Genomic DNA, 24,793 nt, shown 5'->3' with positions numbered 1-24,793 from the left:
GTTGCTTCAGCTTTCATTTGTCAATTTCAAACCGAATTCTCATATCCTTCTCGAAGGAACACCTGCAACTGACAGATTTTTCATCATCCAGAGCGGAAAGGCACGTTCATACAACGAAAACCCAGTTCCTGGAATAAAGCCAGAAATTCTAGGTCCAGGAGACTTCATCGGTGTCATTGCATGCATGTCAGGTCATTCACAGACAAAGAACGTGGTGACCATCGAACCAGTTACAGCAATCATGGTAATGAAGTCCCAGTATTCAGAACTCATTTCACAGAACACTCCTGTCGCTCTCAAGATAGTAAAGTCCTTTGCACGAGACATGAGAATCGTAAACGATCAGCTTACAAAGCTCACCGCCAAGAAGAATCTGGTAGGTTCTCCAGAAGAAATTTTTCCTATCGCTGAATACTACGAGAAACAAGGTCTCACGGACATTGCGTGCTACGGATACTACCAGTACATAAAGCACAACTCCAACGGAATCAACCTTGACCCAGCAAAGGCAAGGTTCACAAAGCTTAAGCCAAGATCCAAGGCTGTATATTTTGAGCCTACCAATGAGATCATGCGCACATACCCTGCAAACACGATGATCATGACGGAATGCCAGACAGGTGGCGACATGTTCATCATTCAGGATGGATCAGTAAGAATCACAAAGGTCGTAGAAGGAAAGGAAATAATCCTTGCCATCCTCAAAAAGGGCGACATGTTCGGTGAAATGGCTCTTCTTGAAAACAAGCCTCGTTCCGCAAACGCCATAGCCCATACAACATGCCAGCTCATGGTAGTAAACAAGACAAACTTCAACCAGATGGTTGCAACACAGCCTCAGATGATCTCAAAGCTTACGACAACTTTCGCAGACCGTCTTTGGGCAATGTGCCGCCAGCTTGCAAACACATTGCTCTCCGACCCTCGCGAAAAACTCATCGATGTGGTTGCCCTTCAGGTTGAAAAGCTCAAGACACCACCGATGAAGGGTGAAGTATACAACACTGGAATTTCGGTTGCCGACCTGATGAAGATGGGTGGCATTCCATCAGACCAGCAGAACGCAGCCTACAACATGCTCATGACCGACCAGAACATAAAGATCGTCAACAGCCAGGTACTCGTTCCAAACGTGCCAGAGCTTATCAAGCAGGCGGCTTTCTATAGGAAACAAAGTTCAAAGCATGCAAATGACCGCTAAGAAAATTCTTTCAGTTACATTATCTCTTTTGGTTTCAGCGCTTCTTTTTGCTGAGGAAAGTCTGCCTGACGGATTCAAGAAGATCCGCTTCGGCATGTCCGTTGACCAGGTAAAAGAAGAACTTAGGAAAGATCCTGCCTTCGGTTTCCGCGGGGACAGGGATGTTTCACTTCTTCCTGGAGAAAACAGGATCCTCATCGAAACTGATACTTCAAGGACAGCACCTTATTCTTTCCTTGAAAGATGTTCCTTTCAGTTCCATGACGACAAGCTTTACACCATCACGATCAACATGAGGAAAAAGAAGATGGACCACTACTCCATCTATACGACCCTTACGGAAAAATACGGAAACCCAGATTCCCTCAACCCAGAGAAAAGTGAATGGAAGGACGACAATGTAATCATGTCGCTGGAGCGTCCCCTTACATTGAAATATACAGACCGAAAGGTTTTCGAAGACCTCCAATCAAAGGCTATGGTCAACAAGACTGCTGAGGAACAGTCTAAGCAGGACTTCCTGGATCTCCTATGAAAAAAGCATCAATACTGGCGTTTATACTCCTCGCATTCATTTCGTTTTCCTGCACTGCGGAAAGAGGAAAATTCAGGCTTCCTGTAGAAAGCGTAAACATCACAAGGGAAGATGGGACTGTATTTGAAGTACGTGCAGAAATTGCCGCAAAACAGGAAGAACGCAGCTACGGATTCATGAACAGAAAGCACATCCCTGCGGGAACAGGAATGCTCTTTGTCTTTGAAAGCGAACAGCAACTCAGCTTCTGGATGAAGAACACACCACACCCGCTGTCGATTGCATACATCACAAAGAACGGAACCATCCGAGACATTTTTGACATGAAGCCATTCAGCCTTTCTCCGATTCAAAGCACAGGCTCTGTGATATACGCCCTTGAAGTACCCCAGGGTTGGTTCAATACAAACGGAATCGCAGTAGGGGACAAGGTCGAGATCCCCAAAAAATACAGATAAGTTTTTTCAGATACAACTCTCTCCGATATAAAATCACTTAAGCTTTTCAAGCTCCGCCTTGGCAATCTTATCCTGTGGATCGATTTCAAGGACAACTTCAAAATATTTCTTTGCTTCTTCCAGCTTTCCAAGCTTAATGCTTAAGTAACCAAGGTTTGAAATGACCTTTGTATTCTCGCAGTCAAATGACAAGGCTTCCTTCAAGGTTTCGTAGGCTTCGGCAGTATCACCTGTTTCCATCTGGCAGATTGCAAGTTCGTTCAGTGTATCCGCATTGTCATCACCGCCTTCGCATTCCCTCGCCTTGAGGAAAGCAGCCTTTGCATCGGCAAATCTTCCAAGCCTGCGGAGTCCCCATCCCAAAAGGAACCATGCGTTCCAGACGGCTGGATTATCCATAAGGAATTTCCTGATTTCCTCAAGTCCTTTCTCTTCCTGACCGCTTGAGATGTACTTATAGGCATCATGGAACCTGTCGCTTTCAAGGTTGCGGTTGGAAATTTTGTTTACGATTTCCTGGGCACGCTCCTTCTTGTAGATTCCGTTTTCGCCAAGCTCCTCATCGGAAACATCTGAAACGAGGGCAAGATAGCTTTCAAAGCAAGCCTTCGCATCTATGTATTCACTTTTCTTAAGGTAGAAAAATCCTGCATTGAAGTAAGCATCAGGAATCTCCTTGTCACTGCCAAGGACTTTTTTATAATAGGTCAAAGCAAGATCATCAAAAGCATCGGCATCTTCATTGAGGGAATTGCTTCTGAAACTGTCGGCCTTCTGGTCGTAGAAAATTGCAAGGTTAAGGATGACTGCCAGGTCCTCAGGGTCAATACCGTAGACGGCAAGCCATATCTCCTCCGCAAGCTCCCATTCCTCATCATGAGCCTTGAGAATCGCCGCCTCCGAAAGCTCCTTCTTGATGTCAGGTCGGATGTCCGTAATAAGCTTTCTGTAGTAGGAAGCGTTCTTGTTGCCCATATCGTAGGCAAGGACAGTGAGAATTCCAGAAAGAATCTGCTCCTCAGACAGCTTTGCAAAATCCTCCTCTATAGGATCATCAAGATTCTTCTTCTGGACAGGAAGTTCCACAGAAGAGTCGATCTTCATCGCAGCAGAAGAAAATTCCGCATCTGCAGGGATCTTAACGAAATAGATTGAATCCAATGGGTTTGCTGAAGCCATGATTTTTTACCTTTCCTATGATTTTGATTATAAAAAAATATGGCACCTCTATATCAGAGATGCCAGAATATTACAAGTGACTCCGTCAGTTTGCAGGAGCCGAATCGGCTGGTGCAGAATTCTGTTCCTGTGCAGGCTGAGCCTCAGGTGCTGCCGCTGGCGCCGCAGAAGTCTTTGCTGGACTACCGACTGGAGTTGCAGTTTCAGGAACGTCTTCACCGAACTTGTTGTCCAACTCACTTTTGCGTACCGAAGTGATATACTTGTTGATATGAATCTTATATGCAAGGCTTATGGATTCTTCCGCAAACTTGATGCTTGCCACGATGATGTCCTTTCTTCCTTCTATGAAGTTTGCTCCTACAACAACACCGTTAAGAGTTATGTATTCATGAGGATCATCAAACTCCAGCTGAAGCTGAACTTCCTTGTTGAGAAGATACTGTGCAAGTCCCATGAGGACGATCTTTGCACCACCAAAGGAAAGATCCTGAAGAATGCAATGGCGAGGAACATTCTGGATGGAAATGACCATTTCCTTCTTTGAAATTCCAAGCCTTCTCATAGAATCCTGATTGATGATGATGCGGTCTTCCTTGCGCTTGACTGCATTTACATTGGCATCAAGAAGATTTCCTATCATCTGGATAAGGTCATCAGGCGGACGCTGTGTATACTGAAGCTGGACGATCGCAAGCTCTGAACTGTTCATGTAAGGCTGACAAATCTGAACTCTTGCAGAAACAAAAAAACTCATGAGCTGACCATCAGGCTGATAGAAACTGAACCTAAGGCTGACTGGTGCAGGCTCCCTCTTGGAAAGAACCTGATAAGCTCCACTCTTTGTACCGATGATGATCTTTGCAATGTTGAATGTAGTACTGTTGATGATACACGGCCACTGCAATCCACCGCTCTTAATATAAATCTGGCGAGGATCCATTTTGAGTGTGCGCATTATTTCTTTTGAAAAAGTAATCTCTGTGTCCTTATACTCATCGTAATAGCGGTTAAGGACCTGTGCGGTTACAACTACAGCCATATTTAGTTATTATAATTCAAAAAGCAGTTTTCGACAACATAAATAAATCATTCTTTATAGTTTTGTTTCCATATAAATGCATTCCAGTTGCTTAAAATAAAATTCAAAAAGTTTCTGATTTTTATTGACTTTTAAGTGCATAAACGGGATAGTAAAAAAAAATATCAACAATTAGAGGAGTTGTACTGCAGTGAACGGAAGTACAGTTTCTATTGACCATGTGTCAAAGCACTTTGGATCTTTCCATGCGCTTGATGACGTTAATTTTACTATCAAGCAGGGTGAATTCTTTTCACTTCTCGGACCATCAGGCTGCGGTAAGACTACACTCCTCCGCATAATCGCAGGATTTGAATTCCCAGACGATGGAGCAGTTCTTCTTGACGACAAGGACATTGTTCCTTTCCCCGCAAACAAAAGACCATGCAACACAGTATTCCAGAGCTACGCACTTTTTCCACATCTTTCAGTGTATGAAAACGTCGCATTTCCATTGAGACTCCAGAAGGTAGACAAAAAGGAAATCGACAGAAAGGTGCGCGAATACCTCCACCTTGTCCAGCTTGACCAGCACATGTTCAAGAAGCCAAACCAGCTTTCAGGCGGTCAGCGCCAGCGCGTTGCCATTGCCCGTGCCCTCATCAACGAGCCAAAGGTTCTTCTCTTGGATGAGCCTCTTTCTGCCCTTGATGCAAAGCTCCGTGCAAGCCTTCTTCTTGACCTTGATGCACTCCATGACAAGATTGGAATCACATTCATATATGTTACCCACGACCAGGGAGAGGCACTTGCAGTTTCCGACAGAATCGCTGTCATGAACCAGGGAAAGGTACTTCAGGTTGGAACTCCTTTTGAAATCTACGAAAGTCCAGCAACTCAGTTCGTAGCACAGTTCATCGGTGAAACAAACCTATTTGAAGCTACAGTTGCAGAATGCGTTCCATACAAGAGCGAAAACGGTCTTGAAGAATATATGTGCACATGTTCAGTTCCAGCCCTTGGAAAGCAAGCTCCACTTCCTACAGACAGTCCAGAACTTGCAGAAACCGACAAATACATGATGGTCACAGACTATGACCATACGGAGCCGGGTCAGAAAGTTGCCTTTACGATCCGCCCTGAGAAAATCAGAATCACAACCGACATCCCTGATGTTCACGGAAGAAAAGACATCAACGTATTCAAGGGAATCGTCGAAGAACCTGTCTATACTGGATTCCAGTCCAAATTCTATGTCCGTCTGGAAAATGGAGCAGTGCTCAAGGTTTACCAGCAGCACAAGAACTTTATGGACGACGGTCCAGATATCGCCTGGAAAGATACTGTCTATGTTTCATGGGCAGCAGAAGATGGATACATTGTAGAGGACATTGAAAAGTAATGGAAGAAAAGCAGAGTACTGACCTTAAGATTGCGTCTGCGGCATATTCGCACAAATTCAAGAAAGCAAACCCTGGACCAGCCTATGCCTGGCCAATGGGTGTCTGGTTCTCGGTGTTCTTCATCGTTCCTCTCGTAATCATCGTCGCTTACTCCTTCATGAAACGAGATGTATACGGCGGAGTCGTGGCAGACTTCTCCCTTAAAGCCTACCAGCAGATGCTTTCTCCTGCCTATGGAATGATTTTCCTCAGGACCCTATGGATCACAGTGCTTTCAACCTTCATCACCATCGTAATAGCCCTTCCCTGCGGCTACGCCATGGCAAGAAGCAAGCACCAGACGCTCCTTCTGATTCTTGTAATCGTTCCATTCCTTACAAACAGCCTTATCCGCATTTTTGCATGGATTACCATTCTTGGAGACAACGGAATTTTAAACCAGATTCTTGCAGGATTCTTCAACCTGTGGCAGAAGATCACAGGCGGCAATGCACAATTCGTTCCCCACAAATTCATGTTCACAAAGGGAGCCGTTATTCTTGTAAGCATCTATATGTATTTGCCTTATGCCATCCTTCCTGTATTTACAGCAGTGGATCGCTTTGACTTTACACTTCTTGAAGCTGCAAGGGACCTTGGTGCAACAAAACCACAGTCAATGATGAAGGTTCTTGTTCCTGGCATCAAGAGCGGTATTTTGAGCGCAATCATTTTTACATTCATTCCGATTTTCGGTACATATACAGTTCCTCAGCTTGTTGGTGGAAAAGACAGCTACATGCTCGGCAACATCATCGTTGATCAGGTTCAAAAGGTGCGCAACTGGCCTTTGGCATCTGCATTCAGCCTTGTAATTACACTCATATCAATGGCAGGTGTCCTACTTATGCTTTCATCAGGCAAGAAGGAAGCTCAGCTCAACAAAAAGTCAACGAAGGAAGACACAACGACTTCCATTGCCGACGCAATTTCCAAGTCCAAGATCGGAGAAGCAAAATGAAGAATCCTGCTTTGACCATTTACCGCAAGGTACTAAAAAAAACACCAACCTCAGAAAATGCAAGGCATGCAAAGCGTGGATGGAAGAAACGTGGTTCACCAATCAGTTTTTCCAACACCGTCCTGACACTTTCATTGCTTTTTCTTTTCCTTCCGCTGTTTGTGATTGTTTTCTATTCTTTCAACAGCTCAAAGGATACAAACTGGGCAGGATTTTCTTTCATCTGGTATGAAAAGCTCATCTTCTCATCAAAACCTCTCTGGCAGGCTCTGATGAACAGCCTCATAGTTGCAATCACTTCAGGTATTGTCGCAACGATACTTGGTACCCTCGCTTCAATTGGAGTCAGCTGGTACAAGTTCATGGGAAAATCTTACATTCAGACTGTAAGTTTTCTTCCAATGGTTCTTCCAGAAGTAATCATGGGTATCTCACTCCTCATTTTCTTTAGCGGAGTCAAGATGTCATTGGGACTCTTTACGATTTTCATTGCACATACGACATTCTGTCTTCCATTCGTATACCTTATGGTAAGTGCCCGCGTAGATGAATTCGACTATTCCATCATCGAAGCAAGCCACGACCTTGGGGCAAATGAAGTTCAGACCTTGTGGAAGGTGATCATCCCTGCAATCATGCCTGGAATCATTTCGGGATTCATGATGTCCGTTACAATGTCTCTGGAAGACTATGTAATCACAGCCCTTGTTTCAGGTCCTGGAAGTTCAACACTCCCTCTTTATGTTTATTCCATGATTCGTTTTGGAGTAAGCCCTGTAATCAATGCCCTTTCCTTTGTTCTTATCCTTGTCATTACTGCCATTGCGGTAATCCTTAAGAACAGGCTCAAGAGCTTTGCCGCAGCACATTAAACAACAATTCATAACTCATAATTCATAATTATTAGTAATTGTGAATTATGAAGAAAAAAGGATATTGAGATGAAAAAGATTTTTAAGAATTTGGCATTTGCACTTTTATCAGTTGCATCGTTTTTTGGACTTGCCTCATGCGGTGAGGAAAGCAACGAACTTTACATCTACAACTGGACCTACTACACTCCTGATGAAGTCCTCCGTGACTTTGAAAAGGAATTCAACTGCAAGGTAAAGGTTGACTACTACGCTTCAAACGAAGAAATGTATGCAAAGCTTCGCGCTGGTGCAAAGGGATATGATATTGTAGTTCCATCACAGGACTACTGTTCCATCATGATAGAACAGGGAATGTTCCAGCCTCTTGACCAGTCGAAGATGACAAACAAGGGTCACATCAATCCTCTCTGCTTCAAGATGGCAACATACGATCCAGAAATGAACTACTGCGTTCCATACTATCTTGGAATGGCTGGTATTTCCGTAAACAAGACAAAGGCCCCTGCAAACTACGAACGCAGTTGGAACATTTTCTCGGACAAGAATTTTGCAGGACACGCAACAATGATGGACGACATGCGCGAAGTAATGGGCGACGCACTTGCAACACTCGGCTACAACATCAACTCAATCGATGACGGAGAACTTGCAAAGGCAAAGGCTCACATCCTGAACAACTGGAAGCCTAACCTTGTAAAGTTTGACGCAGAAGGTTTCGGAAAATCATTTGCCTCAGGAGACTTCTGGCTCTGTCAGGGATATGCAGAAGTTGTATTCGGCGAAGTTTCAGAAGACAAATGGGATGAAACAATCGACTTCTTTATTCCAGAAGAAGGTGGACCTTCCTACATGGACAGCATGTGTATCCTTAAGGATTCAAAGCATGCAGCCCTCGCAAACGAATTCGTAAACTACATCCATAGACCAGAAGTCTATGCAAAGTTCCTAGACGCATTCCACTTCCCATGTTTCGTGAATCCAGATGCCGAACAGTACATCACAACAAAGCCAATGTACAAGGCAGAAATGATGAACAACGGCGTACTCAAGGAAGACATTGGAGAAAACCTTGACAAGTACAACAACCTCTGGCAGGAAATCCGTTTCGCAGAGTAACATTCGCTGAACAAGCATAAAAAAGCCGGCAGCTGTTTTGGGCACAATTAGAATCCAAGACGACTGCCGGCTTTTTTTTTACACGAGGACTGTCAGAATCCAACGCTGACTGAAAGAACCCACTTGCCGGTCAAGTCGTTAAAATCATCCATGCTTGTCCAGGAATATTCGCGGTAAAAACCTGTCTGAATGCGGACATAAGTACTCGTTGACTCAAGAAGAGCAGCACCAAACCTCAGGACATTGTTGGTCACTGTTGACCTGTAGGCATCAATTTCATTGGATTCATTGTAAAAGGCGTTGTATTTTACCAGACGGAAGAATTCATAATTTACTACAATGGCAAAAAGCTCGTAAAAATCCCAGTGGCATTTTACACTAAGGATTCCCGTATTGAAGCATCCGTTTGAAATATTCTGTTCCGGATAAGATTCATAATTCACATACCCATAATGATGGGAAATCGTGTTGCCTAAATAATAGAAAGGTAAGAAAGTATTGTCTGTCCTGAAATTAAGCCATGAAGTAATCGGAAATTTGTAGTTGAAATCAATGCAAGGGCCTATCAAATAGTATTTCTGTTTTTCAAATGAATAGCAGACTCCAAAATATTTGTCATCGACCTGCATGTCCTCCCCATAGGCAGAACCCGGAAAAATTGCATCACCGGTTAAGAGCGTATCAATATATTCCATGGCAACCCCAAGGCTTAGGGAAAAATACTTGTTGCTGCCCGGATCCAGAAAATACTTTTTATAGGGAAAAACCTTAAGGAAGTAATCCGTTGAATCGGAAGTATATTTGTAGGATTCACCAGCATCACTCCTCGATTCCGAAATTGACAGGTCATTACCTTTTTCAAAATAAATCTGGCTGGAGAAACTGGGGGTCCATTTGTATTCAAGAGAACCAAAGGTTTTTGAACCGTTGTTGATGGCAGGCTCGCAGCCAATGTTGATGTAGTAAGGACCGTTAACTATGAAATCCAAAACAGAAGAAACAAATCCTTTTTCTTCAACTGCAGCAGATTCAGAAGGTTCCGGATTTTTTTCCTGAGCGTAAATGGGAGACAAAAGAATCATGGCGCAGAAAGCCACAATGAGTTTCTTCATATAAGAAAATTATAATTTGAATTCCGTAAAAAGCAACGGGGATTTTTTAATGTTTATCCGAAACCAACGGCCCCACGCGAATCATAGGGAATAATGACAAGGCAGGGGAATTTGATATATAATGCCACCTATGAAAATCAACGCATTCAAGAATTCACTTTCAGGACACATTCAAGTTCCTGGTTCAAAATCACATACAATCAGAGCACTTCTTCTTGCATCCCTTGCAGAAGGAACATCACACATCAGCAACCCTCTTCCAAGCGCAGACTGCCTCAGCACAAGCAAGGCAATTCCTCTCATCGGATCGGAGCTTGAAAACGATCTTGCAACAATGGAAAACGACAAGGTATGGACAGTAAAGGGAGCAGGCAACAAGGTACACCTTCCGACAAATGTAATAGATGTTGGAAACAGCGGATCCCTCCTCTACTTTCTTTCTCCAATTGCCGCAACATTTGAAGGCTGGAGCATTTTTACGGGGGACGAAAGCATAAGAAAGCGCCCGGTTGCCCATGTTGTCGATGTTTTGAATCAGCTTGGAGCGGAGGCACACATTTCACAGCCAGGAGCAACAACCTGTCCTATGCTCATCAAGGGACCTATAGACTGCAAGGCAAAAGTCGTTACAGACGGTGCAGTTTCAAGCCAGTACATCTCAGGCCTCATGATGTCTGCCATCAGAATGAACAGCACACTAAAAATTGAATTGAGCGACCCAAAGGAAACACCATACCTTACAATGACACAGAAATGGCTTGAACAGGTTGGAGTAAACTGCAGGATCAGCGGGGACTTCAAGCACATTGAAGTAGACGGCCCAGTAAACCTCAAGGCATTCGACACTACGATTCCAAGCGACTGGGAAGCTGTTGCATTTCCTTTAATGGCAGGACTCATCACCGACAGTGAAATAACAATCGACAACATCGACATAGGCGGAACCCAGGGAGACGACGCAATCGTTGACATACTCAAATCAGTTGGCGGTGACATCACTGTTGACGCAGAAAAAAAATGCATTGTTGTCCGCGGAGGAAAACGCCTTACAACAGAAAACCTGCCAGGCAAGGAACTCCATGTAAAGATTTCAGGATTCCCTGATGCAATCTGCGCATTGGCAGCGACAGCATGTTTCATCGAAGGAACAACAGTAATCGAAGATGCAGAAGTTTGCCGCAGAAAGGAAACTGATAGAATCAAAGTTTTAAAGAGTGAACTTGAAAAGCTTGGCGCAGTGGTAGAGGAAGGTCCTGACTATATGATCATCCACGGTCACAGTCCTATGAATGCAGACGGAACAAAGAACCCTGAATTCAAGATGCACGGCGGTGAAGTTGATTCATACCTTGACCACAGAATAGCAATGAGCATGGCCTGTCTTGGACTTGGGCTTGCAGATGGCGAGACAGTCACGATAAAGGATGCAGAATGCTGCAGCGTAAGCTTCCCGCATTTCTTTGATGTAATGAATCAGATTGGAGCAGGTTTCAAAGAAGCCTAGGAAAGGCAAGCATGGACAGAACCTACAACGATGAAATGTTCATCGATACGTTTGAACATGGCTACACATGGCTCAATGGTTTTCTCCGCAATGTAAATCGGTACGGCAATAAACAGGCTGTCATTGATCCTGAAGCAAACCTGACATGGACCTACTCCCAGCTGAACAGGGAATCAAACAGACTTGCCAACGCACTCATTGATTGCGGAATCAAAAAAAACGATGTAGTCATGGCAGCCTTAAAAAATTGCCCGGAATTCTGTACAAGCTACATCGGTCCAAGAAAAGCTGGTGCCATTCTTCTTGCGGCAAACACAAGCCTAGCCTATGAAGAAATGTCCCAGCTCATCGACCACAATAAACCCAAAGTCATAATCTATTCTGCAGTCATAAAGGATACCGTCATCAACGCATTGAAAACCTGCAAGCATGAAGTTGAACTTGCAGTAATGGCAGACAACATTGCAGGAGAAAGCATTCCTGACGGACACGTTTCCTACGAGGATTTTACAAAGAACAAAAGCGAAGAAAATCCGGTTTTAGAATTCCGCCCGCACATTTATGATGAAGTCCTTAGGCTCTGTACCAGCGGAACAACAGCCCTTCCAAAATGTGTTCCACTAAATGACATAAATGAAGTACTAAGTGCGCACGATGTAATCATGCATTACCCCATGGACTGCAACGACGTTACACTCAACATGACACCCTGGTTCCATAGAGGTGGAGTCCATTCAGGTGGACCTTGCCCTACTTTCTACATTGGAGGTGCTGTTATCGTCATGCGTACATTCAAACCTCAGACGGCACTGGACTGGGTTGCAAAATACAAGATCACATACATCATGGGGGCACCCGCAAACCTTGAGATGCTTGCCCGCTCACAGGAACGGAATTCACGAAATCTTTCTTCCATCCGCGGAATAATCACAATGGGTGGGCCACTTACAAGATCGGACTGCATCCGCTACATGGGAGTGCTCACTCCGAATATTTTCAACGGCTACGGAACTACAGAAACTTTCTGGAATTCCTTTCTGCGCCCGTACAATCTTCCAGCTGCGGCTGGTTCCGTCGGATATAGCTGTGTTGATGACGAAACAAAAATTGTTAAGGCAAGCAACGGTACAAGAACTGAACCTGACGATACTGTTCCTATGGACGGAAAAACGGAAGGTGAAATTATCATACGCTGTCCAGAAAAGACAACCTACTCCTACTACGGAAATCCAGAAGCGGAAAAAGAAAAATTCTACAAGGGATGGATGTACACTGGCGACATGGGAACATGGGACAAAAACGGTCTTGTTACAGTATGCGGTCGCATGGATGACATGATGCTTGTTTCTGGAGAAAACATTTATCCGCAGCAGGTAGAAGAAGCCATCATGCGAAACCCGAAGGTTCTCGACTGCATTGTCACAAGCGTGCCTGACAGCGTAAGAGGACAGGCTGTGGTTGCCTACGTGATTCCAAAGGATGGAACCCTGACCATCGAAGAGCTTAAGGAATTCTGCAACAACAGCCCTATTCTTTCAAGATACAAACGACCGCGTTACTACGCTTTTACAGATAAAATTCCTCATACCGCCACAGGAAAGAAGCAGCACAGCCTCATGAAAAAACAGGCGCTGGAAGATTTCTCAAACGGAAAGCTGATCAAATAGGCAGGCATTGCAGTTGGCCAAAAAAATCCCCTGTCCCATAGTTTTGTAAGCCATAGGCAGGGGAAATATCCGCATTCCAAATTTTAATTAGTGGAACGTAACTTCAAGTTTCTATTGCTTGTATTACTATTCTTTCACGCTGGCATCATTTTTTTGTGAATACGTTAGCACCCGATCTGAACTTACCACTTTCAATATTAATTGACATTCCTTCGTAAGATTCAGGCCTATCATTCGAAATCCATTTTTTTGTTGTATCTGTAGAACTGAAATCCTGACTCCATCTGTGAGTTTCTCTTACCTTTATTTCTCCGTCTTTTGTAGCATCTCCTGTATATGTTCCCTTGCCCTCAGGATCAACTTTCAGCTTAGAGGCTCCTTCAATATCAGAAAGGACATAAGTATTGTCTTCAAAGAAGATGTATGCCTTCTTCATGGTATATCTACCTAAAGCCTCATTTACCCATTCATACATGGCCACCACTTTCTTTGCCTTAAAATCCGCAAAAGCCTCATGGTCAAGATAAGAAGCCGCGCTTCCAGATCCGCCGCTTCCACTATCTGAATCTGATCCATTAGAACATCCCATGAATCCAAACAACGATGTGATTGCAAAAAGCAAAACAATTAACTTTTACATAAAATACCTCCAAATTATCATTGCACCTGCAATGTGGCATCATAATAAACACAGCAGGTTAAAAATGAAATGGAGAAATTCCCACTGAATTTCTATGAGAAAACTCACTTTTTTTTGAATGATTTTTTTATTACAATCTGCAAGCATGGCAAATTCTTATTTTATTGTTGATGATCATGAAATGCTCAGAAGCGGAATCATTGGCTGGCTCAAGGACAATACAGACTACACCTGTCTTGGAGACGCTGGAACCCTGGAGGCTGCAATGGACAGTCTTGTTCAGCTGAAAAAAAATGACACTCTACCTGACATCCTCATTTCCGACATCAACTTCAACGGTGAAAATTCTGGCTTCAATCTCATTGCCCAGGTACGCGAAAAATATCCTGAAATCAAGATCGTAGTCTATTCCATGTTCTATTCTCCAAATGTAATGAAGGAAGCAGTACTGCGCGGTGCAAGCGGATATATTTCTAAAAACGCAAAGACAGAAGAACTTGTAAACTGCATGAACACCGTCCTGACAGGAAACAACTATCTGGAAAAAAATCTTGTTCAGAATTATATTAATTATACCAACATCATAGATTCACTTACAAAACGGGAAGCTGTAGTTGTAAGCCTGCTTCTTGAACACAAATCGAATGATGAAATCGCCGATGCGCTTGAGATAAAGAAACGCTCTGTGGAAAACTACATTTCTTCGATCTACGAAAAAATCGGAGTCATCGACAGAAGTTCTTTGATCGCAAAGCTTTCATGACAGGAAATGACCATGACAGATAAATTGAAATCGAATTTAATCAAGGCTGTGCTTATCCTTGCCGCAGGTGGCCTGGACTTTTCAGTAAACTACCTTTTCAACATCGTGCTGAAGGTTCCATTATTTCTGGATACAATCTTTATGATTGCCATCCTTTTTATCTATGGACCTGTTGAATCTTTCCTTGCATACCTTGTGAACATGCTTTGCACCGCTACAAGACTATACGTTCTTTACGGCAGCACGGAATTCATCTACCTGTATTCATTGTCTGCCATCACCATCATTTCCATAACCTGGGCTTTCATCAAATACACAAGAAAGAATTCATCGCAGAAGCTTTCCGTAAACCGACTTTACATTCGTTTTTTGACAGCGTCAATCATTGCAGCCGTCGCCTGCTCATTGGTTTCAGGTATCATCAGCTATTTTACCTACCAGCAGAATGTTGATGAATGGGCTTTTGACAAAATAATTTTCTCTATACAAATAAACAGCATACGGGGGGGGGTATTATTGACCAGCATTTTTGGCCGCATTCCCCTTACAGTTCTGGATAGAATAATCACTACTTTTGCAGGATATGGCATTTTTGTTTTGTGGAGAAAAAGAAACAATGAAGCATAGGAATTCAATTCTTGCAGTTCTTATTTTTCTTGCAGCTTCATTGTTTTTCGGATGCAGGGCATCGGGCAATCCTGCCTATATCAATACGTCAGAAACCTACAGACTTTGGACTGAACTTCATTCTTCAAAATCCCTTCAAAGTGCGGAAGCATTTTTTGAATCCATCGAACAATATGATTTTGATGTCCTTAAACTATATCCAAATGTTTTCCTGCAGTCACAATCCGACAAGCTGATCATGGCTCAGCACAAACAGGAACTTCTTGAATTACTGAAAAAGTACGAAGTCGATCCTTCTTCCGATCTTGAAATTAAGATAGATGAAACGATCAATAAGATCGACATCCTGATGATCAACTACATCCAGAGAAGAAATTATATTGTGGAAGAAACCCAGCACCGCTACAAAAACTTCTACATCATCCTTATTGTCGTGATCCTCGCCACCATCACAATTTTGCTTTTATTAAACGAACGGGAACTTAAAAAGAAGGACAACAGGATCTCACAATCGGAATCTTTCTTAAAACACACGATGGAAGTTCAGGAAACGGAGCGTTCCCGCATAAGCCGTGAGCTTCACGATACAGTCGCCCAGTCCATGAGGTATGTTTCAATTCTTGCTGAAAAAATTTCGGACAAGGAGCTTGCCGACACAATAATTTCAGTCCAGAACGACAACATCGAAGACATCAGGAAAATGTGCTACAACCTTGCTCCTCCAAATTTCAAGAACATGAACATCATAGATACACTTAATGTTCTTGCTGACAAGATTTTTGACAAGAATATAACCCAGGTCAGAATCGTTACAAACGGAACCATTGATTTTTCCGCATTCAGCGATGAACAGTTCATCAATATTTACCGCGTCATCCAGGAATTGTTCCAGAACATAAGAAAGCACGCCCAGGCTTCTGAAGTGACAGTTCTCTTTAGGGATGAGGATGTTCTAAAAATCATCATCTCCGACGACGGAATCGGCATGAACAGCAAAATGATTTCCGACATCAACTCAAGAAATTTTGACCTTCACCAGAACCTTCATTTTGGAATTCAGAACATCCTTGAAAGGCTCCAGCTTCTGGACGGAACAATTGAATTCCGCTCAACGGAAGACTGCGGCACTTCGGTCTTCATCGAATTAAAGAAAAATCCGTAAAAAAGAAAACCATAGCGGAGGTTCGTGGCAAACTGCGACTTTCGACCCACCAGTACCCTGAAGGCAAAGCCTTCTGCTTTTTACCTGGTAAGGGAGAACCGGAGCAGGCTTGACGCGGTTCTCTGCGGGAGCATCAAGCAAGGGCAGCATCAGTCCTTTTTTTTCTCTGCTGGATGTTCATTTCAAAAACATCGATGCAAAAAATTCAATCAGAACAGCAATACAGCTTTCATGAAATATGCGGAGCAGAGGTTCGTGGCAAACTGCGACTTTTGACCCACCAGCACCCTGAAGGCAAAGCCTTCTGCTTTTTCCCAATGAAAGGGAGAACCGGAGCAGGCTTGACGCGGTTCTCTGCGGGAGCATATTTCATGAAATTTAATTTTTTCCATGATTGAATTTTTTGATTTATATTAGATGTTTTTGAAATGCACTCGGAATGGCAACCGGTTGCTTGACATATGAAAATTTCTGCCTTATCTTAAAAACATAGGATAAAAAAGTTGCATTAAGAATTTCAAGAATACCGTGTCATTAAAAATGGCCGTCGTTTTTTGGGGGAAGAACCCGACTACGCCTTTTTTTGGAATTTTCTTTCTGCAGACAATCTACATTTTTAAGGGGCGAAATATGGCCAAAGAAGTAAAAGGAACTTTTGTTGAACTTGATGGAGAAAAATTCTACTGCATCAAGAATTACGACTGTATGGAAGATTTTTTCATGACAATCACAAGCTCATCCGACGTGTGGAATTTCTGCTGGTCTCACGGTGGAATCACTGCGGGAAGAATCAACAGCAATCATTCGATTTTTCCATACTACACAGTAGACAAAGTTTCTGACCTCAAGAACGTGACAGGAAGCTGGACTGCAGTTGCAGTAAAGAACGGCAACGGAACAACAATCTGGCAGCCATTTGAATCACTCCTTTCAGGCGTAAACTACAAGACAAAAAACTGCACTTCAATCGAACGCAACATCTACAAGAACCTTAACGGAACAAAAATCTGGTTTGAAGAAATCAACAAAGACCTTGGACTTTCTTTCCGCTACGGATGGACAAGCAGTGCAAAATTCGGGCTCGTAAAGATGTCACGCATCGAAAACATCAGTGGCAAGGAAATGGAAATTTCCATCGTTGACGGTTGTCGCAATATTCTCCCTGCATGCATCAACAGCAATGTTCAGAATGAAAATTCCACACTCATCGATGCCTACAAGGAAACAGACCTTGATGCAGATAGCGGACTTTCATTCTACATCATGTCTTCGGTTCTTACAGACAGAGCAGAACCAAGCGAAGGTCTTCTTGCAAACACAAGCTGGTTTACATGCAACGGAAAAATTCTTCTTCAGGAAAACACACCTGCCCTTTTCTATGAAGCAGACGGTGACACAGACAAGATCGAAAGCGTTCCTGTAACCAAGGGTGAAAGAGGTGCTTCATACATCGCACAGAAAATTTCCCTCAAGGACAAGGCAGAATGGTACCAGGTATTCGATACATTCCTTACAGCATCTAAGGTTGCAACACTCAAGAACATGCTCAAGGACAAGAGTGCTGCCGTAAACGCACTCAAGGCTGACATGGAAGCAACTGAAAACCTCATGACAACATACCTTTCAGAAGCAGACGGAATCCAGGACACAGCAGAAGAAATGACATGTGCACACCACAGGGCAAACGTAATGTTCAACATCATGCGCGGTGGTTTCTATGCAGACAATGGAAAGATCAACGCCCCTGACCTCTTTGACTTCGTAAAGACACGCAACAAGGAAAAGGGAGAAGAACTCGAAAAGATCCTTTCATCATTCAAGGGAAAGACATCAATTTCAAAGGATGAACTTGAAGCAGCATTGAGCGGAACAAAGGACCCACAGATTCAGCGTCTCTTTATGGAATACATGCCTGTAATCTTCAGCCGCCGTCATGGTGACCCAAGCCGTCCATGGAACAAATTCAACATCATGCTCAACGACAAGGAAGGAAATCCTATCCTTAACTACGAAGGAAACTGGCGTGACATCTTCCAGAACTGGGAAGCACTCACAATGTCATACCCTGCATATATCAAGAACATCTGCGCAAAATTCCTCAACGCAATGACCATCGATGGATTCAATCCATACAGAATCAACCGTCAGGGCATCGACTGGGAATGTCCGGAACCAGACAATCCATGGGCACAGTACGGTTACTGGGGAGACCATCAGGTAATCTACCTTCAGAAACTTCTCGAACAGTGGAACGCAATCAACCGCGAAGAACTGCTCAACAGCCTTAACGAAGAACTTTACTGCAGTGCAAATGTTCCATACAGAATCAAGAGCTACAAGGAAGTTCTTGCAGACCCAAGAAACTCTCTTGCATTCGACAAGGAACTGAGCGACAGACTCATCAAGGAAAGCAAGGAATTCGGCACTGACCGCAAGATGTACACAGACAAGAAGGGACAGCCTCAGCTTGTAAACATGACAACAAAGCTTTTCCAGATCATCATCCAGAAGGCAGCAAACCTTATTCCTGGTGGCGGTATCTGGATGAACACACAGCGCCCTGAATGGAATGACGCAAACAACGCACTTGCAGGGTACGGTCTTTCTGTAGTAACACTCGGTTACCTCAACCGCATGCTTAAGTTCATGATTGAAATCTATTCATCATCACCAATCGCAAAATACAAGGTACCTGATACAGTTGCCAAGGCATTCACAAAAATCTGCGGTCTCTATCAAACAACAGACTTTGAAAAGACAATGGCAGATGACACTGCACGCAGAAGCTTTACCGACGCAGAAGGTGCCGTATTCGAAACTGAAAGAAACGATCTTTACAAGCACGGATACGGATCAAAGACAACCGACATTTCACGCGAAGACATCATCACATGTCTTACAGCCGTAAGAAATGCCGTTGAACTTACATTGCGCGCAAACAAAAGGGAAGACGGTCTTTACCACACATACAACACTGTTGTAATCGGTGAAAAGACAATGACAGTAAAATATCTCCAGGAGATGCTCGAAGGACAGGTTTCAATCCTTTCAAGCGGAATGCTCAGCACAGAAGAATCCCTTGAACTTCTCCAGAAGATGAAGACAAGCAAGCTTTACGAAGAGCGCCAGAAGTCTTACATGCTCTACCCTAACAAGAACCTCAAGACATTCCTTGAAAAGAACAATGTAAGCGCAGAAGATGCAAAGGAACTTGAAAGCGTAATTGCAAAAACTGGAAACGCATTCATCGAAAAGGATGAAAACAACGTTTACCACTTCAACGCTGAATTCAGAAATGCAAGCGTAATGCAGGACCACATCGCAGCACTTCCACTTGCAAAGAAACTTTCAACAAAGGAAATTTCTGCACTTAACGAAATCTATGAAAAGACATTCGTTCACCAGAATTTTACAGGACGTTCTGGAACTTTCTATGCCTACGAAGGACTCGGTTCAATATACTGGCATATGGTTTCAAAGCTTCTTCTTGCAGCACAGGAAATCGCCCTCGACGCATACAAGAATGGAAATCCATGCGCAGACAAGCTCAAGGATGAATACTACAACATCCAGGCAGGCTTAAGCTTCATGAAGACACCAGAACTTTACGGAGCCTTCCCTTCAGATCCTTATAGCCATACACCATACCACAAGGGTGCAAAACAGCCAGGTATGACAGGACAGGTAAAGGAAGAAGTTCTTACACGCTTTGGTGAACTTGGTGCATGCATCAGCGAAGGAAAGGCTATCTTTAATCCTGTTATCCTTAAGGATGAAGAATATAAGGATGGAAAACTCAGCTTCACCTGGTGTGGAACAAAGGTAAACTACACAAAGAACGGAACAAAGAAGATCAATGTTGAATTTGCAGACGGAAAGACTGCCGATTATGAAGGCAATGCCCTTCCATGCGACACCACAAAGATTCTCTTTGCACGCAACGGCGGAATCAAAGCAATCAATGTAAGTCTTTAATTCATTCTGACAAAAAATTACGGGCTGTTTTCCTAGGAAAGCAGCCCGCTTTTTTTTTAAGTTACAAAGTCACAACAAGACCAAATAAATCAGTAATACAATTCAGCTTCAAAAGAGCAGCCTTCTGTTGTTTTTCCAACAATCCGCAATTTTTTTCCATCTTCTTCAATTTTTCCATAGATATCAAGCTGGCTGTCCAACATGGCTTCCTTTGAATAGTTGATTCTAAAATCCACAGGAACTCTTTTTCTGTATTCAGCAGGTATTGCATCTTCGATAAAAGCTCCGTAGCGGGAATTAGTAGTATGACCATTGGTATCAAGATCAGAGTATCTGATTTTTCTTGAATCCCAAAGCTCCATATTTTCTGATTCACCTATTTTACCAGGTTTAAGGCAATCCATATCCGAAACTTCTGTGCTAGGTTCCCTTAGATTGAATCTGGAAGTAGGTATAAGTCGACGGGATTTCAAATCACAAACAAGCCAATATGATTTTCCACTGACAAGAAGTTCTTTTCCACCCTTTTCATATATTCTGTAATTCCTTGCAAGCTGTAAAGGCTCTGGTTTTTCTTCCCAGGTAACAACTTCAACCTTCTGATTTTCAACAGGCATTTTATGAAACCTGAATGCCAGTCGCGAAACAAGTATCGCAAATCCCTTTTCCTTTAAATATTCTCTGGACATTCCTCGCTGATTGTAATCTTCCACAGCAAGATCAGAAGTCACCCTCAAAAGCTCATGAAGACTGAACAACCCTTCCGAATTCGTCTGACTAAAAAATATCTGTTCTTCAGAACGGAAAACATTGTTTATGTGACATTGTCTGTATTCAATAACATTTTTCTCTTCATTTTTTGCTTCATTATTATCCATGTCATTTCTCCTTATTTGATGTCACCTAATTAGACACAAAATTATATTAAAAGTTGCGGCAATATGCTATATTTTGAACATGCAGGATTTTAAAATAGAATACCATAAGGCACTATGCAGCGATGCTCCAGATTTTCTTAAGGAATATATTTCACTGCCAATACTGCAGCGTCTTGATGGGATTGGACTTTTATGTGGCACTGACTGGACGCCCCTTTTTCACAACTATTTTAAATATTCACGACTTGACCATTCCATCGGAACGGCACTCATTACATGGAATTTTACAAAAGATAAAAAACAGACCATCGCCTCATTGCTCCATGATGTTTCAACACCAGCATTCAGCCATGTAAGTGATTTTAAGAATGGAGATGCATTGACTCAAAGTTCCACAGAAGACATCAACGCAAGAATGATAGATGAAGACAAGAAACTTCAAGTTCTTCTTTCAAAAGATGGAATTAAATCAACGGAAGTAAATGACTACCACTTATATCCTATATGTGACAATGAAATGCCTGGACTCAGCGCAGACAGACTTGAATATATGTATCCAAGCGGTGCAGCACTTGATAAGGTCTGGACCATTGAAGATGCTGTAGAAAATTACAGCCACATAAAAGTTCTTGAAAATGAAAAAGGACTTCCTGAACTTGGTTTTGACGACATGGAAGCATGTCTTGAATATACAAAGAAATTCATAGATATAAGCCTTATCCTCCAGCATAACGAGGATAAAATTGCCATGCAGCTTATGGCTGACGTTCTTTCAGCTGCCGAAAAAGAAGGAATTGCAAAAGAAAGAGATTTCTATGAACTATCAGAAGAACAGCTGATAGAACGATTCAACAATCATTCCGTTGGAAATCCAACAGCAGAATTTTCAAGGCTTTATAGAACTTTCAGAGGGATGAAAAAAATCATCAGAAGTGAAGTTCCAGTTGAAAATGCATATTGCATAGACCTTAAGGTAAAACAAAGATATGTGGATCCACTGGTCCAGACAGACAAAGGGTCAAAAAGGATTTCTGCACTCAGCAGCAAGGCAAGCAAATGGATCAGTGACTTCCTTGATTATAAAGACAGCAAATATGGATGCGTGGAGTATCTTTGATGGCTACATGGAGACCTAAAAAAATAATCTTCATAGGAACACAGTCCTCACTTCTTAAGATTCTCGCAAAGGACAATGAGACAGAAGTAATATCATCCGTTTCCTTTCTTGAGACTCTTGCCATGAGATTCCTGCCTGACCTCATCGTAGCTGATTTTTTAACTGCTGAAAGCATAATGCAAATAAGAAAGACTGAGCGTTTTGCGTTCATCCCCATTCTGTTGAGCGCTGAGAAGATAACGATGAATGAAGTAAATGCAACAATAGCATTTCCAAACATCATAGTCTGCAACTCCACTTTATGTACCCAGGATATTTTCATTGAACACCTTAAGGCGATAATGACAAAGACAAAATCAATTTTACCTGCAAAGACTGGAGCAATCATAAAGAAAACCGTCTGCTTCGTTGACGAAAACATCGGCAAAAAATTCACAAGAAAGGAAATCACAAACGAGATCGGCACAGACAGGGACTATCTTACAAGAATTTTCCATCGGGAAATGGGCATTGGACTTTGGGACTACATAAACATCATCCGTCTTGAAGAAGCAAAGAATCTTCTTACCTATACGGGAATACCAGTCAAGGAAATAGCACAACGCTGCGGTTTTTCCACATCTGCATATTTTTGCAACTGTTTCAGGAAGCATTTTCACATTTCTCCCAGCGATTTGAGGATCACCCGTGATTTTAAGACCAACCGTTGAGCATTTTTTCTTTTACAATTAAAATGATTCCATGAAGAATACACTTAGAAATGAAATGGCAGTCTGTGGATTTGCCGCAGTTAAGACCCTCGAAAAAATCAACGCACATAAAATCCAGCGTCTCTATTTTACAGAAGAAAGAGCACCTCTATTCGGTGGACTATGCAAGAAAATGGCAGCAGCAAAAAAGCCCTACAACAAGGTTCAGGATCCTTCCGAACTTGAAAAGCTCTGCGGTAGCGTCCATCATCAGGGTGTAGTTGCCATGATTGAAGCTCCTGAAATTCATCCTCTCAACACAGCAATCACAGCCATGTGGGTTGAAGAAAAACAGGATGCAATAATTCTCGACCGCGTAGGAAACGCAAACAATCTTGGAGCCATCGTCCGCAGCGCTGCTTTCTTTGGAATCAAGAACATAGTCATTCCTCTTGATGAAGCACAGTCTTCAGTCACCACAAGCAGCTATCGTGTTGCTGAAGGCGGAATGGAATTCGTCAACATTTATTCTGTAAAATCAATCGCTTTCCTTCTTAAAGACATGGAAGGAAAAATGATGAGGTTTGGAACATCCCTTGAGGCCACAAAAAAGGTTTCTGAAATAAAATCATCATGCAAAGGCAAGGGTGCCCTCATAGTTCTTGGAAACGAGGAAAAAGGAATCAGCAAAGAAGTAAAGCAGAACTGCGATGAACTGATAATAATTCCTTTTGCAGGCATGGGAATCAAAGCTGACGGCCCAAAGGTAGACAGTCTCAATGTTGCGCAGGCAGCTTCCGTCATTATGTACGAGCTGAGCAAGTAATAATGAAAAAAATTCTTTCAACCATACTTACCACTGTCTTGATATCTTCGGGACTTTTTGCTGTGGATATTCCTGAAAAGGAAAAATGCATAGTCGAGACAGAAGGATCGCCTTTTGCCTTCTCTCCTATAAAAGATGGAATCGCTGTCGGATGTCTTGGTATTTCAACGGCATTGTCAGTTGCTCTTCCTCATATGATAACAATGCCAAAGTACGATGAATTCACCTATGATCTGGATGATGTAAATCCTTTGGACAGAAAGCTTGCAAGAAAGTACAACAAGAATCTTGACCGCGCAGGAGACTTTACAGTTGCCTTCAGTTACTGTCTTGCTCCCGCACTCTATGGAACTCAATGGCTTTGCGGCAACTTTGATTCAAAAGAAGGAATCAAGCTTGCTGTCATCTACACAGAAACAATCCTTGCAACGCAGACTGCAAAATGTCTTCTAAAGACAGCCTTCAAACGAAAGCGTCCCTACATGTATTTTGATGGCTTTCCTGAGGATGAACTTGACAACTACGATTTTGAGTTTTCCCTTCCAAGTGGACATACGACAGATTCCTTCATGAATGCAGCATTTCTCAGCTACACATTCTGTAAATATTATCCTGAATCTGACTACAGAGTACCAGTTATTGCCAGCGCCTACTCAATAGCAACATTAACGGCAGGTCTCAGAATGGCGAGTGGAAACCACTTTTTGACCGATACGCTGGCAGGTGCAGCACTCGGTTCTGCCATTGGATTTGCAGTACCTTGGCTTCATACCCTAGGCAATAAAATCAGCACAGACAAGACCAGAATCACAATCCAACCTACAGCCATCAGGCTAAGCATGAAATTGTAACAAAATAACATCCTATTATCCATCCTTAAGCTAATCTATCAACTTCACTAGGGGTCTGTCCCCATTGTTCAAGAATCGCCACCAGCGATTCTTGTGACGAAAGTTAGGTCCGACCAGATGTCTTTTACCGCAAAGCTTTCGTCAGGGGTCTGTCCCCTCTGACGCACAGGAATAGTTACAAATCCCCCATTTTC

The 24,793-nt window shown here is 42.8% G+C and carries 23 protein-coding genes; 17 read left to right on the top strand and 6 right to left on the bottom strand.

The genetic code is table 11. The features are described 5' to 3' along the window. The first annotated feature begins 1 nt into the window (after position 1). From ACKI39_RS04875 to ACKI39_RS04865, 3 genes are read left to right on the top strand one after another with little or no spacing between them, the layout of a single operon-like run. A complete protein-coding gene (locus ACKI39_RS04875; RefSeq protein ID WP_407398221.1) occupies positions 2–1,201 on the top strand; it encodes a cyclic nucleotide-binding domain-containing protein in 1,200 nt (399 codons plus the stop codon). Further along, complete coding sequence (locus ACKI39_RS04870) at positions 1,191–1,736, top strand: hypothetical protein (protein ID WP_407398219.1); 546 nt, start codon at positions 1,191–1,193, stop codon at positions 1,734–1,736. Before ACKI39_RS04875 ends, ACKI39_RS04870 begins: the two co-directional genes overlap by 11 nt. Beyond that, positions 1,733–2,194, top strand: coding sequence for a DUF192 domain-containing protein (locus tag ACKI39_RS04865; RefSeq protein ID WP_407398217.1), 462 nt, complete (start codon positions 1,733–1,735; stop codon positions 2,192–2,194). Before ACKI39_RS04870 ends, ACKI39_RS04865 begins: the two co-directional genes overlap by 4 nt. Before the next feature lie 33 nt (positions 2,195–2,227). Here the strand turns inward: ACKI39_RS04865 and ACKI39_RS04860 are convergent, their stop codons facing one another. Both ACKI39_RS04860 and ACKI39_RS04855 read right to left on the bottom strand, forming a co-directional pair. Further along, positions 2,228–3,373 carry a tetratricopeptide repeat protein gene (locus ACKI39_RS04860; protein WP_407398215.1) on the bottom strand — a complete coding sequence of 382 codons (1,146 nt, stop codon included), beginning with the start codon at positions 3,371–3,373 and terminating at the stop codon, positions 2,228–2,230. Positions 3,374–3,458: 85 nt separating this feature from the next. Next, complete coding sequence (locus ACKI39_RS04855; RefSeq protein WP_407398213.1) at positions 3,459–4,415, bottom strand: PilZN3 domain-containing protein; 957 nt, start codon at positions 4,413–4,415, stop codon at positions 3,459–3,461. Between the two features lie 190 nt (positions 4,416–4,605). Here ACKI39_RS04855 and ACKI39_RS04850 point away from each other — a divergent pair, with 190 nt between their 5' ends. From ACKI39_RS04850 to ACKI39_RS04835, 4 genes are all read left to right on the top strand, one after another. Then, complete coding sequence (locus ACKI39_RS04850; protein WP_407398211.1) at positions 4,606–5,796, top strand: ABC transporter ATP-binding protein; 1,191 nt, start codon at positions 4,606–4,608, stop codon at positions 5,794–5,796. Next, on the top strand, positions 5,796–6,797 hold the full coding sequence (locus ACKI39_RS04845; protein ID WP_407398209.1) for an ABC transporter permease: 1,002 nt from the start codon (positions 5,796–5,798) through the stop codon (positions 6,795–6,797). Before ACKI39_RS04850 ends, ACKI39_RS04845 begins: the two co-directional genes overlap by 1 nt. Next, positions 6,794–7,669 carry an ABC transporter permease gene (locus tag ACKI39_RS04840; RefSeq protein ID WP_407398207.1) on the top strand — a complete coding sequence of 292 codons (876 nt, stop codon included), beginning with the start codon at positions 6,794–6,796 and terminating at the stop codon, positions 7,667–7,669. The genes ACKI39_RS04845 and ACKI39_RS04840 overlap by 4 nt, the downstream gene beginning before the upstream one ends. Positions 7,670–7,738: 69 nt before the next feature. Continuing rightward, entirely contained in the window at positions 7,739–8,788 is a 1,050-nt protein-coding gene (locus ACKI39_RS04835; RefSeq protein WP_407398205.1) for an extracellular solute-binding protein, read from the top strand. Positions 8,789–8,880: 92 nt separating this feature from the next. Here ACKI39_RS04835 and ACKI39_RS04830 read toward each other — a convergent pair whose 3' ends face one another. Then, entirely contained in the window at positions 8,881–9,900 is a 1,020-nt protein-coding gene (locus ACKI39_RS04830; protein ID WP_407398203.1) for a hypothetical protein, read from the bottom strand. A 130-nt stretch (positions 9,901–10,030) separates the two neighbouring features. Between ACKI39_RS04830 and aroA the strand changes: the two genes are divergently transcribed. Continuing rightward, positions 10,031–11,404, top strand: a complete 1,374-nt coding sequence (aroA, locus tag ACKI39_RS04825) for a 3-phosphoshikimate 1-carboxyvinyltransferase (protein WP_407398201.1) — start codon at positions 10,031–10,033, stop codon at positions 11,402–11,404. Between the two features lie 11 nt (positions 11,405–11,415). After that, entirely contained in the window at positions 11,416–13,071 is a 1,656-nt protein-coding gene (locus ACKI39_RS04820) for a class I adenylate-forming enzyme family protein (protein ID WP_407398199.1), read from the top strand. Positions 13,072–13,216: 145 nt separating this feature from the next. Here ACKI39_RS04820 and ACKI39_RS04815 read toward each other — a convergent pair whose 3' ends face one another. Then, positions 13,217–13,693 (bottom strand): hypothetical protein, encoded by a 477-nt coding sequence (locus ACKI39_RS04815; RefSeq protein ID WP_407398197.1) that lies wholly within the window; start codon positions 13,691–13,693, stop codon positions 13,217–13,219. 163 nt (positions 13,694–13,856) lie between these two features. Here ACKI39_RS04815 and ACKI39_RS04810 point away from each other — a divergent pair, with 163 nt between their 5' ends. From ACKI39_RS04810 to ACKI39_RS04800, 3 genes are read left to right on the top strand one after another with little or no spacing between them, the layout of a single operon-like run. Further along, positions 13,857–14,474, top strand: coding sequence for a response regulator (locus ACKI39_RS04810; RefSeq protein ID WP_407398195.1), 618 nt, complete (start codon positions 13,857–13,859; stop codon positions 14,472–14,474). 12 nt (positions 14,475–14,486) lie between these two features. Further along, on the top strand, positions 14,487–15,101 hold the full coding sequence (locus ACKI39_RS04805; RefSeq protein WP_407398193.1) for a hypothetical protein: 615 nt from the start codon (positions 14,487–14,489) through the stop codon (positions 15,099–15,101). Continuing rightward, positions 15,058–16,263, top strand: coding sequence for a sensor histidine kinase (locus tag ACKI39_RS04800; RefSeq protein ID WP_407398191.1), 1,206 nt, complete (start codon positions 15,058–15,060; stop codon positions 16,261–16,263). Before ACKI39_RS04805 ends, ACKI39_RS04800 begins: the two co-directional genes overlap by 44 nt. Before the next feature lie 209 nt (positions 16,264–16,472). On the opposite strand, the gene ACKI39_RS04795 is transcribed toward ACKI39_RS04800, so the two are convergent. Beyond that, positions 16,473–16,655 carry a hypothetical protein gene (locus ACKI39_RS04795; RefSeq protein WP_407398189.1) on the bottom strand — a complete coding sequence of 61 codons (183 nt, stop codon included), beginning with the start codon at positions 16,653–16,655 and terminating at the stop codon, positions 16,473–16,475. A gap of 238 nt (positions 16,656–16,893) precedes the next feature. Between ACKI39_RS04795 and ACKI39_RS04790 the strand changes: the two genes are divergently transcribed. Further along, positions 16,894–20,238, top strand: a complete 3,345-nt coding sequence (locus ACKI39_RS04790) for a hypothetical protein (RefSeq protein WP_407398187.1) — start codon at positions 16,894–16,896, stop codon at positions 20,236–20,238. Positions 20,239–20,327: 89 nt separating this feature from the next. Here ACKI39_RS04790 and ACKI39_RS04785 read toward each other — a convergent pair whose 3' ends face one another. Further along, complete coding sequence (locus ACKI39_RS04785; protein ID WP_407398185.1) at positions 20,328–21,116, bottom strand: acyl-[acyl-carrier-protein] thioesterase; 789 nt, start codon at positions 21,114–21,116, stop codon at positions 20,328–20,330. Positions 21,117–21,195: 79 nt separating this feature from the next. Here ACKI39_RS04785 and ACKI39_RS04780 point away from each other — a divergent pair, with 79 nt between their 5' ends. The 4 genes from ACKI39_RS04780 to ACKI39_RS04765 are packed head-to-tail and all read left to right on the top strand — an operon-like array spanning position 21,196 to position 24,599. Then, positions 21,196–22,233 (top strand): hypothetical protein, encoded by a 1,038-nt coding sequence (locus tag ACKI39_RS04780; RefSeq protein WP_407398183.1) that lies wholly within the window; start codon positions 21,196–21,198, stop codon positions 22,231–22,233. After that, positions 22,233–22,943 carry a helix-turn-helix transcriptional regulator gene (locus ACKI39_RS04775; RefSeq protein WP_407398181.1) on the top strand — a complete coding sequence of 237 codons (711 nt, stop codon included), beginning with the start codon at positions 22,233–22,235 and terminating at the stop codon, positions 22,941–22,943. Before ACKI39_RS04780 ends, ACKI39_RS04775 begins: the two co-directional genes overlap by 1 nt. A gap of 31 nt (positions 22,944–22,974) precedes the next feature. Further along, positions 22,975–23,748 (top strand): TrmH family RNA methyltransferase, encoded by a 774-nt coding sequence (locus ACKI39_RS04770; RefSeq protein WP_407398179.1) that lies wholly within the window; start codon positions 22,975–22,977, stop codon positions 23,746–23,748. Positions 23,749–23,750: 2 nt separating this feature from the next. After that, positions 23,751–24,599, top strand: a complete 849-nt coding sequence (locus ACKI39_RS04765; RefSeq protein WP_407398177.1) for a phosphatase PAP2 family protein — start codon at positions 23,751–23,753, stop codon at positions 24,597–24,599. Positions 24,600–24,793: the final 194 nt, after the last annotated feature.

The sequence above is a fragment of the Treponema sp. genome, assembly GCF_045641405.1.
Taxonomy (GTDB): Bacteria; Spirochaetota; Spirochaetia; order Treponematales; family Treponemataceae; genus Treponema_D.
This window is presented reverse-complemented; position numbering and strand designations above follow the sequence as displayed.